Below are 19,761 nucleotides of genomic sequence, written 5' to 3'. Positions count from 1 at the left end.
CCAGATTTCTTTTCAGATTTTTTTGAAAAGAAATTTGCTGTTGTTGGAAAATAACAAAATTTAAGTTGTTTTTAAGCAATTTTTAAGATATCTTTTGATAATATTCCACTACATTTGTCGTTACAACTCTTATAAAAATACACATTAATGCTGATAACGGAACTTACTCAGATTTTGTTTGCACAGGTTGCTACACCCGCGGTCGCGGCGGAAGATTTAGAATTTTCATTTTGGAAGATCATGTTTCATGGGGGAGCCTTCGCTAAAATAGTAATGGTGACCGTACTCCTTTTAGGCGTATTTTCCGTGTACCTGTTCTTCGAACGTTTTTTCTTTATCAAAAGGCTGACCTCTAAAACGGATGCCAACTTTATGGATAACATCGAAGATTTCATCAAAGAAGGCAAAATAGAATCTGCACTGGATTACTGCAAAAGACAAAACTCACCCGAAGGAAGAATCCTGGAAAAAGGGATCTCCAGACTTGGCAGACCCGTATCCGATATCGTAAGCGCTATGGAATCTCAGGCACAGGTTGAGGTCGCCAATATGGAGAAAAACCTAAATCTTCTCGCTGTTGTACCAAGTATTGCTCCGATGCTGGGACTTTTAGGAACGGTAATCGGGATGATCATCGCGTTCTTTAATTTATCCCATGCCAGCGGATCCTTTTCGCCGAAGACGTTATCTGAAGGGATTTATACAGCGTTGGGACAGACCGCTGTCGGTCTTGCCGTAGCAATTCCTGCCAATTTCTTTTACAATTTATTATTGACAAGAATCGATAAATTTGTATTGAAGGCACAGAATATGTCGGGAGAATTTTTAGACCTTATCAACAAACCTTTATAATCTTCACATGAAACCGCAAGGTTCTGTCTGAACATTAAAATTAAAAATAAACAGATGAAAATTCAGAGAAGAAATAAAGCAAACCCCGAGTTCAGTCTGGCAGCGATGACGGATGTTATCCTGTTGATGCTGATCTTCTTTATGGTAACTTCTTCAGCGGCCAATCAGAGTGCTATTGATGTAAAACTCCCAAAAACCGGGGCTGTTGAAGACAATATCCCGAATCCGCTTACGGTAAGCATAAAACCCGACGGGTACTATTTTGTTGATGACAGCCCTGTAGAAAAAGCACAACTGGAACAGGTAGTAGTCAATAAACTGGCCAGCCAGGCCAACAAATCTTTTACCATAAGAGCAGACGAAAATACCATGCATAAAGACGTGGTCTTTGCCATGGAAATTGCCGAAAAGCATAAATTCAATATTGCCATTGCAACCGTTAAAGATAAATAGTAATTCCGAAATCATACGAAAGGAGCCTTTTAAGATGAGAAGCCAGATTATAAGCAGAGACGAACAAAACAGAGACCGGGTAAAAAGCGCATTGCTTTCGATCCTGATCTGGTCTGCCATCCTGCTGTTTGTTTTTTTGTATAAATTAAAACCTGAGCTTGATCAGCAACCTGAAATTGTGACCACCATGCTGGTGAATTTCGGAGACAACAGAAACGGAAGCGGCGCTGAAGAACCTGCCGATCAGCCGGGAAGCTTAGCCGCAGCTACGGAGAATGTTACGGAGCCTGCTGAAACGGCTGTTCCGGAAACGAAAACCGTAATTAAACCCGATCCGCAACCGGAAACGCAGAAATCTGAAGCGAAAGACAAAATAATTACCGGAAACAATTCAAAGTTAAGCGTTCCGAAAAAAGAAGAATCCAAAGCAGAGACCAAAAAATCTTCGGCAAGCACGAGTGCCAGTAAAAATACCAAGAAATCCGGAGCTGTTACGGCAAACTCAAAAACAGGAAATGGTGACGGAAAAGGAACAGCAGCCATCGGGAACCTGATCAGAGGACGGGGCACAAAAGCCGGAAGCCAGGGCGACGGCAACGGTATAGGAAATGCCGGTGATCCTTTGGGAGGCGACGGAAACGGTGACAGTAAAGTCGGAATAGACCGGAAACTGGTAGGATTTATCCCGGGAACCATGGGCAGAGGAGGAGCACAGCCCGCCAACAGCTGTACAGCAAGCGGAACGATTACCATATCTTATACGGTTGATAAAGCCGGAAATGTGGTTTCGGCAAGAAGGTCAGGAGGAACCTCAGATCCGTGTATCACATCAAATGCCATCGCATGGGTTAAGAAATATGTAAAGGCTGAAAAAGCCAGTGTTTCTTCCACCGGAAGCTATAAAATTACTTTCTAAAATACAAAAGCACTTTACTCAAGTGCTTTTTTTATTTCGGAGATCCTGTTGATCACCGGTAATGCGAAAATTCCGCTGGTCTGAAGATAGAGCTCGTAGAATGTTTTGGCTTTATCCAGAAACTCATTATTTTTTTCTGTTTTTCCTTTAAAATAAAAAAGATTACCGAGCATCTCGTAATAGTCTTTATGATCTCTTTCCTGTCTTTCATTGACGATTCCAATGAGTTCTTCTTTGCTTTTAGAGGCAACTTCAGTGAAACTCATTTTGAAAATATCCCGCATTAAAGAATCGAAATCGAGTTCTTTCTGCATCAGGCTTTCTTCAGGTTTGTCCAGAATCAGTTTTTCCAGTGCCTGGCTTAGCTGTCTGATAAGACGTAATGTAAATTCTTTATCTGTAATCATATTGAAGTTTGAAATTAAAGTGATGATGGTTTTAAAAAACCTTATTTGTTAAGTTTAGTTCTAGATTTAATACAATATTTTTTAAGCAAAAAACAAATAGGCTAGCGCAATCGAGGTGATAATTCCCACCAGATCGGCCAGAAGCATAGCAATTACCGTGTATCGCGTATTCTTTACAGCTACGGCACCGAAATACACGGCAATCACATAGAATGTCGTATCTGAGCTCCCTTGGAGAACGGCCGCAAGTTTGCCCTGGAAGCTGTCTGCCCCGAAAGTGGTCATGGTATCCACCATCATTCCTCTGGCACCTGAGCCGGAAAGCGGTTTGATCAGAGCGGTTGGAAGTCCGTCAACAAAGCGTGGGTCAAAATTGGCGGTATAGGCCACCCATTTCATTCCATCGATAATGACATCGAAAACGCCGGAAGTCCTTAACAGGGAAATCGCAATCAGCATTCCTACGAGATAAGGAATAATCTTAACGCAGGTATTAAAACCTTCTTTTGCGCCTTCAATAAAGGCATCAAAAACATTAATCTTCTTGTAAACGGCGCCCAAAACAATGGACAGGAAGATAAAGAGAATCAGACCATTGCTCAAAACCTTACTGAAATCATCAAGCTGATCTTTGCTCAGCTGCACCAGATATAGTACCAATAAAGCGATCACGGCGGAGATCCCTCCAACGTAGGCTATAACAACTGGTCTTAATAGATTGATCTTCTGATACAAGGAAACAATGATCATAGCAGCCAGAGTGGCGGCAAAAGTGGCAATCATACAAGGCAGGAAAATATCTGTTGGCGTTTTCGAGCCCATCGATGCCCGAATAGCAATGATAGAAACAGGAATCAGCGTCATTCCTCCTGCATGGAGACATAAAAACATGATTTGCGAATTGCTTGCTGTATCTTTTTGAGGATTTAAAGTCTGTAAGCTTTCCATCGCCTTTAGTCCGAAAGGGGTTGCGGCATTGTCCAGCCCGAGAAGATTGGCACTGAAATTCATCAGCATGTGCCCAAAAGCCGGGTGGTTTTTAGGAATTTCAGGAAAAAGTTTGGAAAAAAAAGGCTGGATCAACCGGCTCAGAAGATTAATGCCGCCGGCTTTTTCCGCAATACTCATAAAGCCCATAAACAGGGTCATGATACCAATCAGCCCAAGGCATATTTTTACGGCCGTTTCGGAAGTTCCGATCACGCCGTCTGCTTCCTGTACACGGTATACTTTTACGTCCTGTTTTAAGAAGTCTGTTTTATAATGAATTCTGCTGTCTGCGAAATCAGGACTTCTCATTAAACTATCTCTCACCAGTGGAGAAAGAGCATTCATTTTCTGAGTGGCAATCTGTACCGTATCGCCGCCTTTTCCGACCACCATGTCATTAAAAATAGTTTTGTAATGACTTGATGAAATGTATTTTATACTGGCGATGGCAATGGCAATAATAATAAAAGCCGACCAAATTCTGCTGAGAACCATTCGAATGAATTAAAAATTGGTTAAACTTATCAAAAAATCTTCAGATTACAAAAATTGTCAATGTTCAATTCCTTCGGGTGAATCTGCTTTGCTTGTCAATTTTTTTTAGTAGTCTGAAATTCACTTGCGGAGCAGAATTGACTCGCTGAGCGAAATTCACCATTCACTTTTGTTCACTTTTCGTCCAGATAAACCAAAAATCCTTCAAAATCATCATCCAGGCTCTTCAGTACCTTCGCATCCTTCATTTTCTCTTCCAGGCCTTTAATAAAAAAGCTTTTTTCAAAAAACTGGCGGTGAATGCCAGGCAGCAGTTCCATGAAATAATCCATTCCGATTGTATTGTTGTGGAGATCCATCTTGGTTTCCAACGGTTTATTGGGAAAGAGCTCTTCATGAAGATCGGTGAGGCGTTTACAGAAAGCGAGAGCCTTTTGGGGTGAAGAAACTTTACAGCAATACATCAGGATGAAGCAGCACCACAGCGCATGACGGAAAGAATTTCCAATGCCGTTGGTAGAGGCCGTATCCGGAAATTTCTTCTGTGCAATAGAATACGCCTGAAGGGTTGCATGAAAACTTAACACCGAAAAAATAGGGTGGGGAAGCACAAGCGATAAAAGACGCATAATCTTTTTCATGCTCATGCTGCGGATGGTATTGAAAAATATACTGAAAGTTCTCATCAATAAAAATCTCCCTCCTGTCCAGAGAGAGATTGCTGTATTTTGTTAAAATTATTAAGCTTTTACCGTCAACAGATTGACTGTTTTTGAAATGGTTTCCCTGATTTCCGTTCTTTTCACGATAAAATCAACGAATCCTTTTTCCTGAAGGAATTCTGAGGTCTGGAATCCTTCCGGCAAATCTCTTCCGATGGTTTCACGGATTACCCTTGGGCCTGCAAAACCGATCAGCGCACCCGGCTCAGCCATGATGATATCGGCGGTCATTGCAAACGAAGCGGTAATTCCTCCGAAAGTAGGATCACAAAGGTAAGCGATGTATAAAAGTCCGGCTTCAGAAAGCTGTGCCAGTTTAGCCTGAACTTTTGCCAGCTGCATCAGGGAATAAGTGGCTTCCTGCATTCTGGCTCCTCCCGACTGGCAGATGATCATATACGGAAGTTTTTTCTGAATACAGTAATCTATTGCTCTTCTGATCTTTTCACCCATCACCGATCCGAGGGATCCTCCGATGAACGCGAAATCCATACAAGAAACCACCATTTCTGTCCCTTTTACGGTACCCACGGCGTTTCTGATAGAATCGGTAAGCTTTGTTTTAGCTTTAACTTCTTTCAGACGGTCTGCGTAGGGTTTGGTATCTTTAAAGTTCAGGATATCAATACTTTCAACATTAGCGTCCAATTCAGTGAATTTACCTTCGTCGAAAAGGATATCAAAGAACTCTGCACTTCCTATTCTTACGTGAAAACCGTCTTCAGGAGAAACATAATTGTTTCTTTTCAGCTCATCGTGTTCTACGATTTTTCCGGACGGTGTCTGATGCCAAAGACCTTTAGGAACGTCTTTTTTCTGATCAGTTGAGGTCGTGATATTTTGTGCTTTTCTTTTAAACCACTCGAATGCCATATTGTTTATATAATTGATGAAAGATAAATGATGATTGTTAATTGAAATCAATCATCACTTATTAATTTTTATTTAAGCGTATTTACGTTATTTAAATCTTCAAATGCCTGAACAAGTCTCTTAGAGAATGTTTCTTCTCCTTTTCTTACCCAAACTCTCGGGTCATAGAATTTCTTGTTCGGCTTTTCTTCACCTTCCGGATTTCCGATCTGGGCTCTAAGGTAATCGATATTGTTTACCATATAATCTCTGATGCCTTCTGTGTAAGCAAACTGAAGGTCTGTGTCGATGTTCATTTTGATCACCCCGTAATCAATTGCTTCTCTGATCTCCTCCAACGTAGATCCCGAACCTCCGTGGAATACGAAGTTGATCGGCTTTTCAGCAGTTCCGAATTTTTCCTGAACGTATTTTTGTGAATTATCCAGGATCTTCGGAGTAAGAACCACGTTTCCTGGCTTATAAACACCGTGTACGTTTCCAAAGGCGGCAGCAATCGTGAACTTATCGGAAATAGCTTTCAGCTTTTCATAAGTATAAGCTACATCTTCAGGCTGGGTATATAATTTTGAATTGTCGACATCAGAGTTGTCGACACCATCTTCTTCTCCTCCGGTTACTCCGATTTCCACTTCAAGCGTCATCTGCATTTTTGCCATTCTTTCGAAATATTGGGCAGAGATCTCAAGGTTTTCTTCTAAAGATTCTTCAGAAAGATCCAGCATGTGAGAAGAATACAGAGACTTTCCGGTCTGCTTGTAAAATTCTTCGTTGGCATCCATTAAGCCGTCGATCCAAGGCAATAATTTCTTGGCGCAATGGTCTGTATGAAGGATCACAGTCGCTCCGTAAGCTTCTGCAAGGGTATGAATATGTTTTGCTCCGGCGATTGCTCCCAGGATGGCAGCTTTCTGACCGTCATTGCTTAATCCTTTTCCTGCATTATAAGCAGCGCCTCCATTAGAGAACTGAATAATAACAGGTGAGTTTAGTTTTGCTGCAGTTTCCAAAACCGCATTTACGTTGCTTGAACCAATTACGTTTACTGCTGGTAATGCAAATTTGTTTTCTTTAGCATGCTGAAAAATATCAGTAACTAATTGACCTGTGGCAACTCCTGCCGGGAAAATTCTGCTCATGTTTTACTTTTTAATATAAATTATTAGGGTTTGTAAAATTCGTGTAAAGGTAATCATTTTTGCTTAATTGTTAATTTCTTTTGTCTCGGCCCCAAAGAAGCTTCTGGCGGATGGTTTCATAAAAGCTGAGATTATTCGGCTGTACCAGAAGGATCTGGAAATCTGCCTTTTTGATGATGATCTCCTTGTCGGTCTCAATATGGATCAGCCTGGAATCCAGGGAAAGGGAATACTGGGGTACGCGGCTTTCCACTTTGAATTTTATTTCTACCTTATCATTAACCACGAGTGGCCGCACATTCAGATTGTGGGGTGCGATCGGGGTGATGACAAAGTTTTCGTTATTGGGAGAAATGATCGGTCCCCCGCAGCTTAATGAGTAAGCGGTAGAACCGGTAGGCGTGGAAACAATCACACCGTCTCCCCAAAAAACATTAAGAAACTCGTTGTTGATAAAAGAATCTACCGTAATCATGGAGGTGGTTTCTTTTCTTGAAATAGTCACATCATTAAGGGCATATGGGAAAAAATCTTCCATGTCGGGTGAAACGACTTCAATAACGGACCGGCGGCTGGTTTTTATATCTCCTTTTAATATGGAATCCAGGGCGTTGAAGGCTTCTTCTTTGGTAAAGCTGGCCAGGAAGCCCAGTCTTCCGGTATTTACTCCGACAATAGGAATTTCGAGATCTTCGATAAAGGTTAAGGAATTTACAATCGTTCCATCGCCGCCAAAAGTAAAGAAAAGATCAACTTCCTTGTCGATTAGATCCTGTTTGCAGTTGAAGGTTTCAAATATTTTTGAGAACTGAAGCGCTTCCGCCATTTCGTCGTATAAAACAGATTTTACGCCTCTGTTTTCAAGCTCGGAAATAAATTTGCTTAAATATAAAAAGGTATCTAAATCTTTTTTCTGGGAATAAATGGCTGCCTTCATTGGTTTTTATATTTCTATAAATTTTTGGAAAAACCCGAACCTGTCCTGAAACAGATCAGACTTCTCATCAGAATAATACTTTTGTACAATCCGATAGTCGTACCGGTCAAATGTTTCATCAATGGAGCTCAGGTTTTCATTGCTGATCTTGATCGTCACCTGGATCACGTCATCGGTCATATTGCTGATGAAAGCGCCGTAAAATTTGGAGTTGTTGCTTTCCACAATATTGGCGATCTCCGTCATCGAGTATTTTCTGCCAGGAGTCTCCACCGTAAGAATAGCCCCGGATTCAGAGAACAGCGGGTATTTCGAGAGATCCTGGAAGATGTCTTCGCAGGTGATGTATCCCAGGTATTTTTCATTCTTATTGATGACAGGGATTACATTGGCATTGAATGTATAAAACAGCCTGATGCTATCCATAATATTATTGTCTTCAAGAATGGCGAAACGCTCGATCTGATGTTCCAGGTCTTTCAGGAGGCCATCCTGTTCGTAGAGAAAATCTTCTGCGATGGCTCCGTAAAAGTGATGGGATTTTTTGATGAAAATATGAGAATATCCAAATGCTTCTAGCGTATCACGTGCTGATTCTATAGAGTCAGTCAGGCTAAAACACGGAAAGTCTTTTGAGATATATTCCTTGATAAACATTGTGCTAATTTATAAAAAATTAAACGAAACTATTTCTGAAAATCCAACTTTTTTTCCTTAAAAAGTAAAAAAGCGATCCTAAAATTTGTTTGTGATGAAAATTTAGGTATCTTTGTCGCCTTTCATTTTTACTTTTTATTAGATTTATTTCAAACTGCACTGTCTATTAGGCACATGCAGTTTTTTTATTTAAGGGCTTTTGCAAATTCCCACATGACGATTCCGCCGCATACACTTACATTCAGGGAATGCTTCGTTCCCAGCTGGGGAATTTCTATGAAAGAATCAATGTTTGGAAGGGCCTCATCGCTGATTCCTTCTACTTCATTTCCTAAGATCACGGCATATTTCTTCGTCTTATCTATGATAAAATCCGTGATCATCGTGCTGCTTGTCGTCTGCTCAATTCCTACGACTTCAAATCCCTGTGATTTTAGATCTTTAATCGTGGTATTGATATCACTTTTATGGCTCCAGTCAACACTTTCTGTTGCACCCAGCGCGGCCTTGTGAATTTCACGGTGCGGCGGCTGAGGTGTAATTCCACACAGGATAATCTTTTGAACGAGAAAAGCATCTGCCGTTCTGAAAGTGGCCCCTACATTGTGCATGCTCCTGATGTTATCCAGAACAACCACCAACGGAATTTTTTCGACCGTCTTAAAGGTTTCTACATCTATCCTGTTGAGCTCTTCCAGCTTTAATTTTTGTACCAATGGGTTTATTTTTTGTTAATTAAGTTTATATGATGTACGATTTCCGGGCCATTTCGGATTTATTTATTTTCCTGAACCCATAATCTGGTGAACACTTCTTTCAATATTCTGGGCAATGGTTTCCATCGGGATATCATTTTCGTCATTATTAAAAGGATCTTCAATTTCTTCGGCGATCATCTCAAGACTCATCAGGACATAATATACGAATACCGTAAGCGGGATCATGAAAAGGCCGATCGAGATTACGTAGGCTACCGGCAACGCCAATACATACAGAATGATGAATTTCTTTACAAAAGATGAGTACGAGTAAGGGATGGGTGTATTCTTAATCCGTTCGCAGCCACCGCAGACATCCAGAAATCCGGAAAGCTGGGTATCCAGATAGAGCATTTCCACATCGGAGATTTTGCCTTCTTTTTTAAGCTGGTTCAGCTTGTGGCTCAGCAGGATCACAATTTCACTGGGACCGTGATGCTTTATATATTCTTCGATCTCCGAATAATCTTCGTCCAATGCCAGCCTTGTAGATTCTTTCGAAAGGTGTTTAGCCAGAAAATGCGGGAAATATTTCAGGTATCTCGCTATTTGCTCAGCATCTTTGCGGTCGCCGGCAAGAATGGTATTGATCTTTACCGCAAAATTCCTGGAGTCGTTCACGAGCTTGCCCCAGAGTTTCCTGCCTTCCCACCATCGGTCGTAGGCGGTATTGGTCCTGAAAACCAGAAGCAGGGACAGCACAAACCCCAGCAACGAGTGGATCATGCTGACGTTGCTGATGGGCGATTTGGAAGAAAGATGCAGGTATTCCACCTCGAGGTATTCAATTCCCCAGGAGTATAATCCTACCAGTACCATGGTGGGGAAAAGGATCTTCAGGGTATCACTTTTATGAAGGCTGAAAAGGATTTTCAGGAAATGTTTGGTATTGTAAACTCTCATAAGATCTGTTCGTCCGTACAAATATAAAATTTCACTTTTACTTTTGTTTTACGGAAACCATAAATTTTACGGTGCGACAGTTTTTTCTTTGCTGAAAACAAAACATCATGGGATAAAAACAATTATGTATGGTAAATGATAACTGATATCATCTTTAAAACTTTCCCAAGATTCAAAAAAACCTTACTTTTATTTCACAATTAAAACACCACCAAAATGATCCTCGGAAACGTAGATGTTGTAACAGATATTAGTAAAGAAGACTTTCAGAAAAATTATTTTAAAAAGCAGAAGCCTCTGCTCATCAAGAATTTTGCCAGCAGATGGGACGCGTTTGATCAATGGAATTTTGATTTTATCCGCGACAAGGCGGGAGACCAGGAAGTTCCTCTTTACGACAACAAACCTGCGGATGCCTCCAAAAGCTCCGATGCGCCGGTCACCCACATGAAAATGAGGGATTATATCGACACCATCAGGAGCAAGCCTTCGGATCTCCGTATTTTCTTTTACATTATTACCGACCGCCTTCCGGAATTGCTGAAAAACTTTACCTATCCCGATCTGGGCATGAAGTTTTTCAAAAGGCTTCCGACGCTGTTTTTCGGGGGAAGTGAGGCCCATGTGCTGATGCATTATGACGTAGATCTCGGCGACTTTCTGCATATTCATTTTGAAGGAAAAAAAAGAATCCTGCTGTTCGATCAGAAGCAGTCTGCTTTTCTGTATAAGGTTCCGTTATCGGTTCATACCATTTATGAGGTCGATTATGAAAATCCTGATTACGAAAAGTTTCCCGCACTGAAGCAGGCGAGGGGTTATGAGATCTTCATGGAGCATGGGGACGCCCTGTTTATTCCGGGAGCTTTCTGGCACTTCAACAGGTATCTGGAGCCTGGTTTCTCGATGTCGCTGCGCGCATTGCCCAATAAGCCCAAAGTCTTTGCCAGTATGCTGTATCATGTGTTCATCATGCGGTACACGGACAAGTTAATGAGGAAGCTCTTTAAAGCCAAATGGGTAAATTACAAGCAAAAATGGGCGTATGAGAAAAGCGCAAAAGCTTTGGCCGAAATGTCTGCCGGAAAATCTGAAGCTTAACGCAATTGCTGACTTCCTGAAGAAGCTGGCGGCTTTGGCTTCGGCTCCGCTCAGCCGCCGGTTGTAAAATAGATCTTCGCCTTCTCACAACGACCGCTTCCAATTCCACTCCTGTGGAGGGGTGGCGGAAATTCCACAGGAATTTGCGACGGGGTGGTTTATGACGCGGCCATACGTGAAGCCACCAGTCCTTACGCTCCGTCTCCCGGTGGCTTCGACTCCGCTCAGCCACCGGGCACTGGAAGCAGCAATCCCGCAATCTTCCTTAAACCACCCCACCAAAAATTCTTTGAATTTTTGTCGCCCCTCCATGGGAGGGGAATTTTTACGACGGTCTTCTTACGCTGGACTTTGGGGTTGCTGTTACAGGGAAATGGTGGTCTCTGTTGAGTGGTGGCTGAGGCTCTCGAAGCCACCAGTCCTTACACTCAGCCACCAGCCCTTCCCGGTGGCTGAGCGGAGCCGAAGCCACAAAAAAACTCCGGCCGGGAAAGTTCCCAGACCGGAGTCAACACAGTTGATGAAAAAAGCATCTCCAGGATGGAATATTTTTGTGCTAATCTAAACCTCAATACGGTATAATATAATTTCAGTATTAGGGTAGGTTTTAGAATAAGCCGTTTGCTTGCTACCAAACAAGCGTCTTGCAAGCCTCCTTGCAATACCCTTACACGCCTCCTTACACGCCTTTTGCATGCACCGATGCAAGCCGCTTATTATTCTACAGCCAATTGTCTGTTGAGGGTTGCGACGCGAGGTTCCTTTAGAATAATACTGCCTGCATATTGCGTTATGATCTCTATTCTATAAGTCCCCGCCGCCAGGGCCGGAATCACCACGATAAGCTCCGAAGGATTATTGGTCACAATATCACTGGCCTCTACTTTCGTTCTTTCCTGTAAAACATCGTTGACAAAGAACACCCCTACCGAAGGATCTTCGCCTGTTACTTTGATCTTGCTGCCCGCGATCTTCAGGTTTCTTCCCGAGGTGAGCAGGTCGTTGACCGAACCGCTCTTCACATCCGTGACCTGTAAGATCACTGCTGAAGAATCGGCGATGCCTAAGATATTTACCTCGATATTGGGGATCTCAGCGCGGAGCTTCTCGCCCTGGTTGAACTGGAAGATGATGCTGTGCTTGTCTTTGTTAAAGGTCTCCGATGGGCTGTCGAATACCCCGCGGATGGTGGTGCTTGGTGAAGTAGCCCGTATTTACGGAAAAGCCGTCACACAGCTGGTAGGCCATTTCTTTCAGGAACAGCTCGGTAGCATGCTCCATGGAAGAGGGGGAAATATCTGCCCCGCCACGGGATACCGCTGCCTGGCAGATCTGCTGGACATTAAGGCTTCGCTCACTGGTCGTGCGCGCCGTGAAATCATTGGGATTGTCTTTCGTTAAAACGTTATCGTAGAGATACGCTTTGATGCGGTGAAGAATTTTTGACATTGTTTCTTATTTTTTAAGTATTGATGTATTGAATTTGGTTATAATACCTCACAGGTTTTCAAAGCCCGTGAGGTTTAATTTAAAAAGTATAAAGCTAGATCTTGATGGCTTGATGGCTGAATACAATTCCGCTCTACCCTAATCTCGCTAAAACCTCCACGAAAGAGATGCTCGCGTCAGCAGGGATAATTGTTACAATTTTGTTATTGTCAAATAATTACTTAATCCCATATTGGAATGGGCACAAAGTGTAGAGTTTTCACCAGAAAACTTAAAAGACCCAGAACCTGGAGTGCCTCCGGTAATGACAACATAATAAAATTTTGCCGTCTGTCCAGTTGTAAGATATGCAACGACACTTTGTACTGCTGAACCCCCTTCATAACTAATATTAGTATCTGATGAATATGATCCCGCTTGAAACCGATTGCCAGCAGCATTAACAATACTGTAAACATAAGTATTGGAAGCACCAGTACAGTCAAAATTCATACTCAATACCTGATTTATCAAATAATATCCGTTTTCAGGAGCTGTAAAAGTTTGTGTTGAAAGATTATAAGCATTGTTAGTATCTGTAACTTTTGTATCAAAAGGAACTAATGTATTTGCAAAACTGTTGGATGAATAAGTTACAGATTGATCGTTAGCCATTTTTACAAATACATAAACGTTTGATGGATTTGTACTTTCTGGTGTTACCGTTTTAATGACACCATTTGTATCTGTTACCAGGTAATTCATTGTTTTAGTTCCTGCTTGCAGACCATCAAGTCTTAACGGGTCTGATGTTGCACTAATATGCAATTGATTAGCAGGAGAAATTGTACCTATACCCACGTTTCCTGAAGATCTTTTAATCGTTACAGGGCTTGATATATACCCACCATCGTCAGCATAATTCCAGATTTTTAGATCTCCTCCTGTATTTCCACTTCCTGTTTCAACATTATCCATACCGATACCCCATCGATTTGTTCCGTTTGTTGATCTTATAGAGAGATTAACCGTTCCTCCGCTTACCGCAGAATTACGTAAAATCATATTCCCATTAACATCAAGTTTTCCTGCCGGTGTGGTAATTCCTATGCCGACGCTTCCATCGTCTTTGGCTACAATATCAGTTCCTGCGGCCCTGGCTGTTCCGTCTGCTTTGGTGCCTAGCTTTACCAGACCATTGGTTGTATCATTTACCCAAGGATCATTGGTGGTATCGCCGGCTGCTGCCCCGGTCATTTTCTGCCATACGCTTCCATCAAAATAGTAATACCCTTCCGCAGTAACATTTACGGTTTTGGCATCAGTGGGACTTGCTGCTGACTTAGCATAGACGATTACTCCTTTTTGGGATGTTCCGTAAGATGCGGTTTTGAGCGAATTTCCATCCAGTTGCGGGATAAGAAGTCCCTCCGGTTTGCTGCCGTCGGTGGTTTTAGGACTGATATCAAGAGTTGCTTTCGGGGAAGTATTATTAATCCCCACTTGGGCGAACATTGTAAGGCTGATGAATAGAACAGCCAGTGTAATAATGTTTTTCATTGTTTATGTATTATAGTTAATGTTTTGATTACTTTATTTATTGAACACAAAGTGCACAAAGTTTTTTTTAATGCATGATGCTTTTAAGTTTCACAAAGCCGCTTCGCTTATAAGAGCTTGCAGAGATTAAACAAAAAGGCTCTTACTCTTTCTAAATTATTAGTGCTATTCGTGCAAAATCATTCGTGCCATTTGTGTTTAAAACCAGGCGGAGGACGGCTGAAGTGGCTTGCCGTAATCTTTAAAGGGAAAGGTCTATTATCGAACAGGATGAGGCATAACGTTTTTACGCAGAAATGCAGGAATAGAGGTAGTCGTAGAGGGCTAATCGTTTGTTTTTTCATCATTTATGAAAAGTAGTCTTAGTTTGACTATATTTTGTCTTCAAACGTCTAAGAATCAGTAAGGTTTATGGTATTCAGAATTTGGTCAAAATGCTTAAAAACGGCCGGTTTTTGACGACATTTGTCATTTAACATATTAAAAAACAAATGATTATTGTTGGGGTGTAATCATAAAATATTTACATTTGTCAAATAAAAGTAGTCAAACTAAGACTACTTTTTTTATACCATAATGAGGTGCTTTTTTGCTCAAGAATCGACTAAAAAAATAATGCTGTGACGGAGAAAAAGAACTCGCTCTTACAGTCTCTTCACCGAATTCTTTTTAAGGTGGATCTCAAAATGATCTGAAGGATCTCCGTGGGAAAGCAGGGAAAGTATTTTAAAGAGGCTTTTCAGTCTCAGGAGCAGGGGGTCTTCTCCTTTATATTGATCAAAAATCTTTTCCAGGACTTCATATTGACGTACTCTTTCTGCGGGGATATCCTTATAGGCCAGCTCATCGGCGGACTGAAATTTGTAGAGGTCCAGGATGAGGTCTTGCATTTTCCAGGTTCGGTAAAGGTCTTTATCTATGTGCTTTTCTTCCAGCTGTTTTTCGGTCTGTACCAGCAGCAGGAGATCTTCCCCGGTAAGATTTTCTGTCGCTTCAATAAAATCTTTGGGCCAGTCGCCGGGAATCATCCTCAGCCGTACGAGCTCTTTAAGGTGAAAGAGCATAAAATCATGATAGGAAGCCGATTTCAGGATGTCTTTGTTCCAGATGGTATTCTTACTGTCTTTCTGCAGGACTTCATATTCTTTTTCGTACAGGGTAAACAGTTCATCGAAGCCGGCAACCTCATCTATTACTTCGGTCCGGACCTCCATTTGCCGGGGAGACTTTATGGTAAGAACCTTATAAGCCGGAATATAAGCCGCCAGTGAAGGCACCTGGATATTGACGAGCATGGTATTCCCTGTTTTCCGGATTCCGGTATCATTGATGTGCATGTGCCCCGCAAAATGAATCTGCAGTCCGGCTTCTGCAAAAGCCCTGGCAACCTGTTCTTCCGGTACTCTTTCCATCTGCCATTTCTTTTCGCCCAGCAACGTTTTGATGTCCTGCGTGGCCCCGTCATTATAATCGATCATTGGGTAGTGGGTAAATGCAATGACGGTTTTGCCGTTTCTGTGGGCTTCTTTCATGGTCTTTTTTACCCATTCAATGAGATGCTTTTTGTGGGTGAGCACATTGTTGTATCCGATGCCGGCGCCTTTATAATTCTCTGCATTGGCGGGGTTTTCTTTGGTGTTTTTAGGGATATAGGTATTGCCGTCGATGGCCATTAGCCAGACTCCTTTTACCGGTTCTGCGACATAGCTGAGATCAGGAACGGGAAACCCTTCGGAGACATCATACATTCTGCGGGTATAGTCTGCGTTTTGCATGGCCTTTTCGTAAAAATAGTCTTTCAGGGAATACGGAGAAAACGGCGTACTCCAATACAGATCGCCCGGTTTGGGATAAAAGCCGAAGTCTTTCAGCTCATCCAGGATTTCGAGATAGCCTGATTCTGCGATGTCTTTGGTAATGATGCTGTTTCCCTGTTTCTTCAGGGTCTGTTTACTGTAAATTCCAAGCGGATGCCCATCCTGCCCAAGGAAATCATCTTTGCCGGCTTCCTTTCGGAAAGGGCCTACGGGATCGTGGTTGCCGGTGGTGAGGTAAAATTCGATGCCGTATTCCTGGTGGTATTTATCCAGAATCTTATGCAGTCCACGGAGATTGTAGGCCTGTCCGTCATCTGAAAAATCACCGGGCATGGCGACGATCTTTATTCCTTTGCGGGCAATATCGTCCAGGGCTTTCAGGAAGGCAAAATAGTTTTCGTTGAATATCCGGGTCGAATGCAGCTGCGCATCCATGGTCCGGAGAATGGTGGGCTTTCCGGTCTTCGGATTGATGATCCCTTTAAAGTCGTTATCAGAAAAGCTTCCATACAGATCCTGAAAATGGACATCCGACAGAAAAGCAATCTGCACCGGCTTCTGCTGCGCCGAAAGAACCGAAAATACAAAGATTAAAAATGAGAATATTCCTTTATTCATCCTGGAAAAAAGACGAAGGTAAAGGAATATTTCAGGAATGGGTTTACGGGAGTTTTAAATAATTATGAAGAAAGTTACTCCCCTCCATACGTACTGATAATATATGGCGTTGCTTCTTTCAGGGTTTTCCCATTTTCAGGATGTTTACCAAAGCTTGTAAAAAACTCTACTTCGTTAGCACTTTTATCATACCAGACTTTATGCAAAGCATTATCTACGGTAAGGGTATCCGGTCTGGTGATCTTTTTAAGATAGGTGAAGTTTCCTGAATCCATGGGCACAACTTCTATCTGTGGGCCAAGATAGCTGCTGTCCGTTGCGATGTAACGATCTTTGTCCCAATACATAAAAGGTTTGTATGTGGCGGGAGAATTTAACCCGGACATAATCCCAAGTCGATTTGCATTCTTGGGATTAGAAAATACTACGCCTCCGGTCGCGAGAAGTATGACAAAGGTCATTTCCAGGATTCCCATTCCGTTTTTCTTAATGAAATCAGGCATTTTGAAATGTTGTTCGTTTGTAATATTGATGATAATCTTCGAAAGCTTTTCCGTTATAGATTCTTCATCATGATCAACACTTACTTTTACGGTCGTTTTGTTGGTATTTTCGTCCTTCTTAATAAAGGTGTTGGAAAAGTCTGTGAAATTTTTGTAGCCTATATATTGGCTTAATTTATCCAAAGTATCAGTATCGGGATTAACTTCCTTTTTTATACCCGTCACAAACGAGTCATGGTATCTGGTAAATGTTTTCTCATCAAGAAAAAGTTTAAAAGTTTCCAAATGTACTTTTAAATACATTGCTAACCCATTTTTAGAAGTTTTTTCAGACTCTCTTTTAGCTTTCTCAAAGACTTCAATCATTAATAGTTTTCTCTTGGACATATTTAGTTTTTAAGGGGATTATTACAAAATAAGTGATTTTACCTCATGTCGCATTACGGCTTTCCGTAAACCATTTGTGTCCATTTTCGTGTCCATCGATGTCCAGCTTTTGTCTAACACCTGCGTCGGCCTTTGTCGCATCTTTGCATCAGAGATCAGTGATAAACAAAACATTACAAAAACAAATTTACAAAACTGATTTCAAAAATCACCAGATAAGACGGAAGAAAACTCCGGGTTGGGAAGCAGATGTTTCTCTTCCGTTTTTGAAGGTTCACTTCCCAAAAAATTTAAGAAGCGCTTCGAAATTTTAACAGTGTACAGCTCACGATAAATACTTCGTGAGAGGAAGAAAAGAATTTCAACTTCAAAATTTTTTAAAAATGTTAAACTTAATATTGATGCTAATCGCTTTAGCATTCGGGAATAATAGTGCCAATACTCAATCATGCCATAACGACAACAACGGACAGGTAACCACCCAAGACACCGGCAGCGGAGTAAATCCGGGAGGAGGAATAAACCCAGGTGATGGAGGTTCAGGTGGAGACACAGGAGGGGAAACACAGCCAATACCTCCAAAGAAGTAATATATTTTTTTAAATTAGGGGAATGAAAATACATCATTCCCTTTTTTTATTACTATTAGTATTATTTTTCTCATGTAAAGAAAATAAACGCAATATACTAGCAGATACTTTTTACGATAAAGGATATGATTTTTATTACAAAAAAAATTATGACAGTTCTTTTGTTAATTTCTTTAAAGCATCTCAAGGTCTTAAAGAACCTAGCAAAATTGCCAATAGTCTGATCTTTCTGTCAATTATTCAAACAGAAAAAGGAGATTTTCTTGGTAGTAATGAAAATTTAAAAAAATCAACAAATTTTATACGCAAAAATGATAATGAAAATCTCAATTCAATATATAATCAGTTTGCAATAAACCATAATGCATTAAAAAATTACAAAGAGGCAATCTATTGTTATAATAAAGCCTTAACATTTACTGATAAGGATTCTTATTCTGGATTAAGTATAGAGAATAATATTGGTGTTTCAAACCTAAAGATTAAAAATTATAACTATGCATTGAACATTTTTAATAACCTTTCAAAAAATCCCTTAATAAAAGATAGTATTGATTTTAGAAATAGAGTTTTAGATAACTTAACATATACAAAGTCTTTAATATATAAAGATTATAATGCAGAAAGTGATCTTGTTTCTATTTTAGAAAAAAGAATTAATAGAAATGACTTATCTGGAGTCAATGCAAGCCTTTCACATTTAACTGATTACTTTAATAGTAGAAATAAAAATAAAGCATTATATTATGCTAAAGCAATGTATGATAATTCAAAAAAGACAGGTAGCTATGAAGATCAACTGGACGCTTTGCAAAAAATAATAAAGCTTGAAGATGATAAAAATATAAAACCTATTTTCGAAAAATATCAGACTTTAAATGATAGTATCCAAAATACTGTAAATAATTCTAAAAGCTTATTTACTTCTATAATTTATGAAGTAGAAAAAAATAAAAATGAGGTTTTAGCTTCTCAAAACAGAATTTTAAAACAGAATTTTGGTATTATATTCTTAGTTTTAACTATAATCATCGGCATTTTCTGGTACAGAAAAAGAAAGAAAAGACTTCAGCAAGAAAAAGAACTCGAAGTAAAAAATACGCAGCTCAAGATGTCTAAGAAAGTTCATGATGTCGTAGCAAATGGGCTTTATCATATGATGGTAGACGTACAGAATAATCCCGAAGTGGACAAAACCAGAATCCTCAATAATATTGAAAAGATGTATGAAGAATCCAGGGATATTTCTCATGAGACGATCATTGAGGAAGATTTTTCGTCACGTTTTGTTAAAATGATTTCGTCTTATTCTTCTCCGGAGCAAAAGGTTCTTACCGTAGGGTACAATGAAAATATCTGGGAAAACGTATCGTACAATATTCAGCTTGAGCTTTATTATATTTTGCGTGAAGTTCTTGTCAATATGAAAAAACACAGCAATGCAAAGCTGGCTTCTCTTAAATTTGAAAAAACCAGTGATCTTTTAAAAATAAAATACACCGATAACGGGGTTGGAATCGAAAATCTTAATGACGGGAAAGGAGCAGGGATCCATAATACGGAAAACCGTATTGAATCGATCGGCGGAGATATTACTTTTGAAAAAAATCCTTCAGGCGGATTAATAATTCAAATAACTATTCCAATACACTAAA

At 40.6% G+C, this 19,761-nt stretch carries 21 protein-coding genes; 7 read left to right on the top strand and 14 right to left on the bottom strand.

From position 1 onward, the window contains the following. The first annotated feature begins 147 nt into the window (after positions 1-147). From AC0N32_RS01395 to AC0N32_RS01385, 3 genes are read left to right on the top strand one after another with little or no spacing between them, the layout of a single operon-like run. The gene (locus AC0N32_RS01395) at positions 148-852 is read left to right on the top strand and encodes a MotA/TolQ/ExbB proton channel family protein (protein ID WP_476392094.1); all 705 of its coding nucleotides are present in this window, start codon (positions 148-150) and stop codon (positions 850-852) included. Between the two features lie 54 nt (positions 853-906). Continuing rightward, entirely contained in the window at positions 907-1,305 is a 399-nt protein-coding gene (locus AC0N32_RS01390; protein WP_476392093.1) for an ExbD/TolR family protein, read from the top strand. A gap of 34 nt (positions 1,306-1,339) precedes the next feature. Beyond that, positions 1,340-2,221, top strand: a complete 882-nt coding sequence (locus AC0N32_RS01385; RefSeq protein WP_476392092.1) for a ferric siderophore ABC transporter substrate-binding protein — start codon at positions 1,340-1,342, stop codon at positions 2,219-2,221. Between the two features lie 14 nt (positions 2,222-2,235). On the opposite strand, the gene AC0N32_RS01380 is transcribed toward AC0N32_RS01385, so the two are convergent. From AC0N32_RS01380 to AC0N32_RS01340, 9 genes are all read right to left on the bottom strand, one after another. After that, on the bottom strand, positions 2,236-2,628 hold the full coding sequence (locus AC0N32_RS01380; RefSeq protein ID WP_476392091.1) for a hypothetical protein: 393 nt from the start codon (positions 2,626-2,628) through the stop codon (positions 2,236-2,238). Positions 2,629-2,709: 81 nt separating this feature from the next. Then, positions 2,710-4,113 carry a nucleoside recognition domain-containing protein gene (locus AC0N32_RS01375; protein ID WP_476392090.1) on the bottom strand — a complete coding sequence of 468 codons (1,404 nt, stop codon included), beginning with the start codon at positions 4,111-4,113 and terminating at the stop codon, positions 2,710-2,712. Between the two features lie 173 nt (positions 4,114-4,286). Further along, positions 4,287-4,799 carry a DUF6973 domain-containing protein gene (locus tag AC0N32_RS01370; protein WP_476392089.1) on the bottom strand — a complete coding sequence of 171 codons (513 nt, stop codon included), beginning with the start codon at positions 4,797-4,799 and terminating at the stop codon, positions 4,287-4,289. 54 nt (positions 4,800-4,853) lie between these two features. Further along, positions 4,854-5,708, bottom strand: coding sequence for an acetyl-CoA carboxylase, carboxyltransferase subunit beta (accD, locus tag AC0N32_RS01365; RefSeq protein ID WP_476392088.1), 855 nt, complete (start codon positions 5,706-5,708; stop codon positions 4,854-4,856). 68 nt (positions 5,709-5,776) lie between these two features. Beyond that, positions 5,777-6,847 carry a class II fructose-bisphosphate aldolase gene (gene fbaA / locus AC0N32_RS01360; RefSeq protein WP_476392087.1) on the bottom strand — a complete coding sequence of 357 codons (1,071 nt, stop codon included), beginning with the start codon at positions 6,845-6,847 and terminating at the stop codon, positions 5,777-5,779. 70 nt (positions 6,848-6,917) lie between these two features. Next, positions 6,918-7,784 carry an NAD kinase gene (locus tag AC0N32_RS01355; RefSeq protein WP_476392086.1) on the bottom strand — a complete coding sequence of 289 codons (867 nt, stop codon included), beginning with the start codon at positions 7,782-7,784 and terminating at the stop codon, positions 6,918-6,920. Positions 7,785-7,790: 6 nt separating this feature from the next. Beyond that, positions 7,791-8,441, bottom strand: coding sequence for a CBS domain-containing protein (locus AC0N32_RS01350; protein ID WP_476392085.1), 651 nt, complete (start codon positions 8,439-8,441; stop codon positions 7,791-7,793). Between the two features lie 185 nt (positions 8,442-8,626). Continuing rightward, a complete protein-coding gene (locus tag AC0N32_RS01345) occupies positions 8,627-9,157 on the bottom strand; it encodes an RNA methyltransferase (RefSeq protein WP_476392084.1) in 531 nt (176 codons plus the stop codon). Positions 9,158-9,220: 63 nt separating this feature from the next. Beyond that, positions 9,221-10,123, bottom strand: coding sequence for a bestrophin family protein (locus AC0N32_RS01340; protein ID WP_476392083.1), 903 nt, complete (start codon positions 10,121-10,123; stop codon positions 9,221-9,223). Positions 10,124-10,318: 195 nt separating this feature from the next. Between AC0N32_RS01340 and AC0N32_RS01335 the strand changes: the two genes are divergently transcribed. Both AC0N32_RS01335 and AC0N32_RS01330 read left to right on the top strand, forming a co-directional pair. After that, positions 10,319-11,203 carry a cupin-like domain-containing protein gene (locus tag AC0N32_RS01335; RefSeq protein WP_476392082.1) on the top strand — a complete coding sequence of 295 codons (885 nt, stop codon included), beginning with the start codon at positions 10,319-10,321 and terminating at the stop codon, positions 11,201-11,203. A 121-nt stretch (positions 11,204-11,324) separates the two neighbouring features. Continuing rightward, on the top strand, positions 11,325-11,768 hold the full coding sequence (locus tag AC0N32_RS01330) for a hypothetical protein (protein ID WP_476392081.1): 444 nt from the start codon (positions 11,325-11,327) through the stop codon (positions 11,766-11,768). 151 nt (positions 11,769-11,919) lie between these two features. Here the strand turns inward: AC0N32_RS01330 and AC0N32_RS01325 are convergent, their stop codons facing one another. From AC0N32_RS01325 to AC0N32_RS01305, 5 genes are all read right to left on the bottom strand, one after another. Beyond that, the gene (locus AC0N32_RS01325; RefSeq protein WP_476392080.1) at positions 11,920-12,246 is read right to left on the bottom strand and encodes a DUF4469 domain-containing protein; all 327 of its coding nucleotides are present in this window, start codon (positions 12,244-12,246) and stop codon (positions 11,920-11,922) included. A 106-nt stretch (positions 12,247-12,352) separates the two neighbouring features. Further along, on the bottom strand, positions 12,353-12,652 hold the full coding sequence (locus tag AC0N32_RS01320) for a DNA-binding domain-containing protein (protein ID WP_476392079.1): 300 nt from the start codon (positions 12,650-12,652) through the stop codon (positions 12,353-12,355). 192 nt (positions 12,653-12,844) lie between these two features. Continuing rightward, the gene (locus tag AC0N32_RS01315; protein ID WP_476392078.1) at positions 12,845-14,146 is read right to left on the bottom strand and encodes a complement C1q domain-containing protein; all 1,302 of its coding nucleotides are present in this window, start codon (positions 14,144-14,146) and stop codon (positions 12,845-12,847) included. Between the two features lie 689 nt (positions 14,147-14,835). Next, a complete protein-coding gene (locus AC0N32_RS01310) occupies positions 14,836-16,626 on the bottom strand; it encodes a metallophosphoesterase (RefSeq protein WP_476392077.1) in 1,791 nt (596 codons plus the stop codon). A 74-nt stretch (positions 16,627-16,700) separates the two neighbouring features. Continuing rightward, positions 16,701-17,516 (bottom strand): hypothetical protein, encoded by an 816-nt coding sequence (locus tag AC0N32_RS01305; protein ID WP_476392076.1) that lies wholly within the window; start codon positions 17,514-17,516, stop codon positions 16,701-16,703. Positions 17,517-17,917: 401 nt separating this feature from the next. Here AC0N32_RS01305 and AC0N32_RS01300 point away from each other — a divergent pair, with 401 nt between their 5' ends. Both AC0N32_RS01300 and AC0N32_RS01295 read left to right on the top strand, forming a co-directional pair. Beyond that, the gene (locus tag AC0N32_RS01300) at positions 17,918-18,106 is read left to right on the top strand and encodes a hypothetical protein (RefSeq protein WP_476392075.1); all 189 of its coding nucleotides are present in this window, start codon (positions 17,918-17,920) and stop codon (positions 18,104-18,106) included. Positions 18,107-18,128: 22 nt separating this feature from the next. Next, complete coding sequence (locus AC0N32_RS01295; protein WP_476392074.1) at positions 18,129-19,760, top strand: tetratricopeptide repeat-containing sensor histidine kinase; 1,632 nt, start codon at positions 18,129-18,131, stop codon at positions 19,758-19,760. Position 19,761: the final 1 nt, after the last annotated feature.

It is taken from the genome of Chryseobacterium endophyticum (assembly GCF_056333165.1).
Note: the sequence above shows the minus strand (reverse complement) of the source record. Positions and strands in the feature narration are given on the sequence as shown.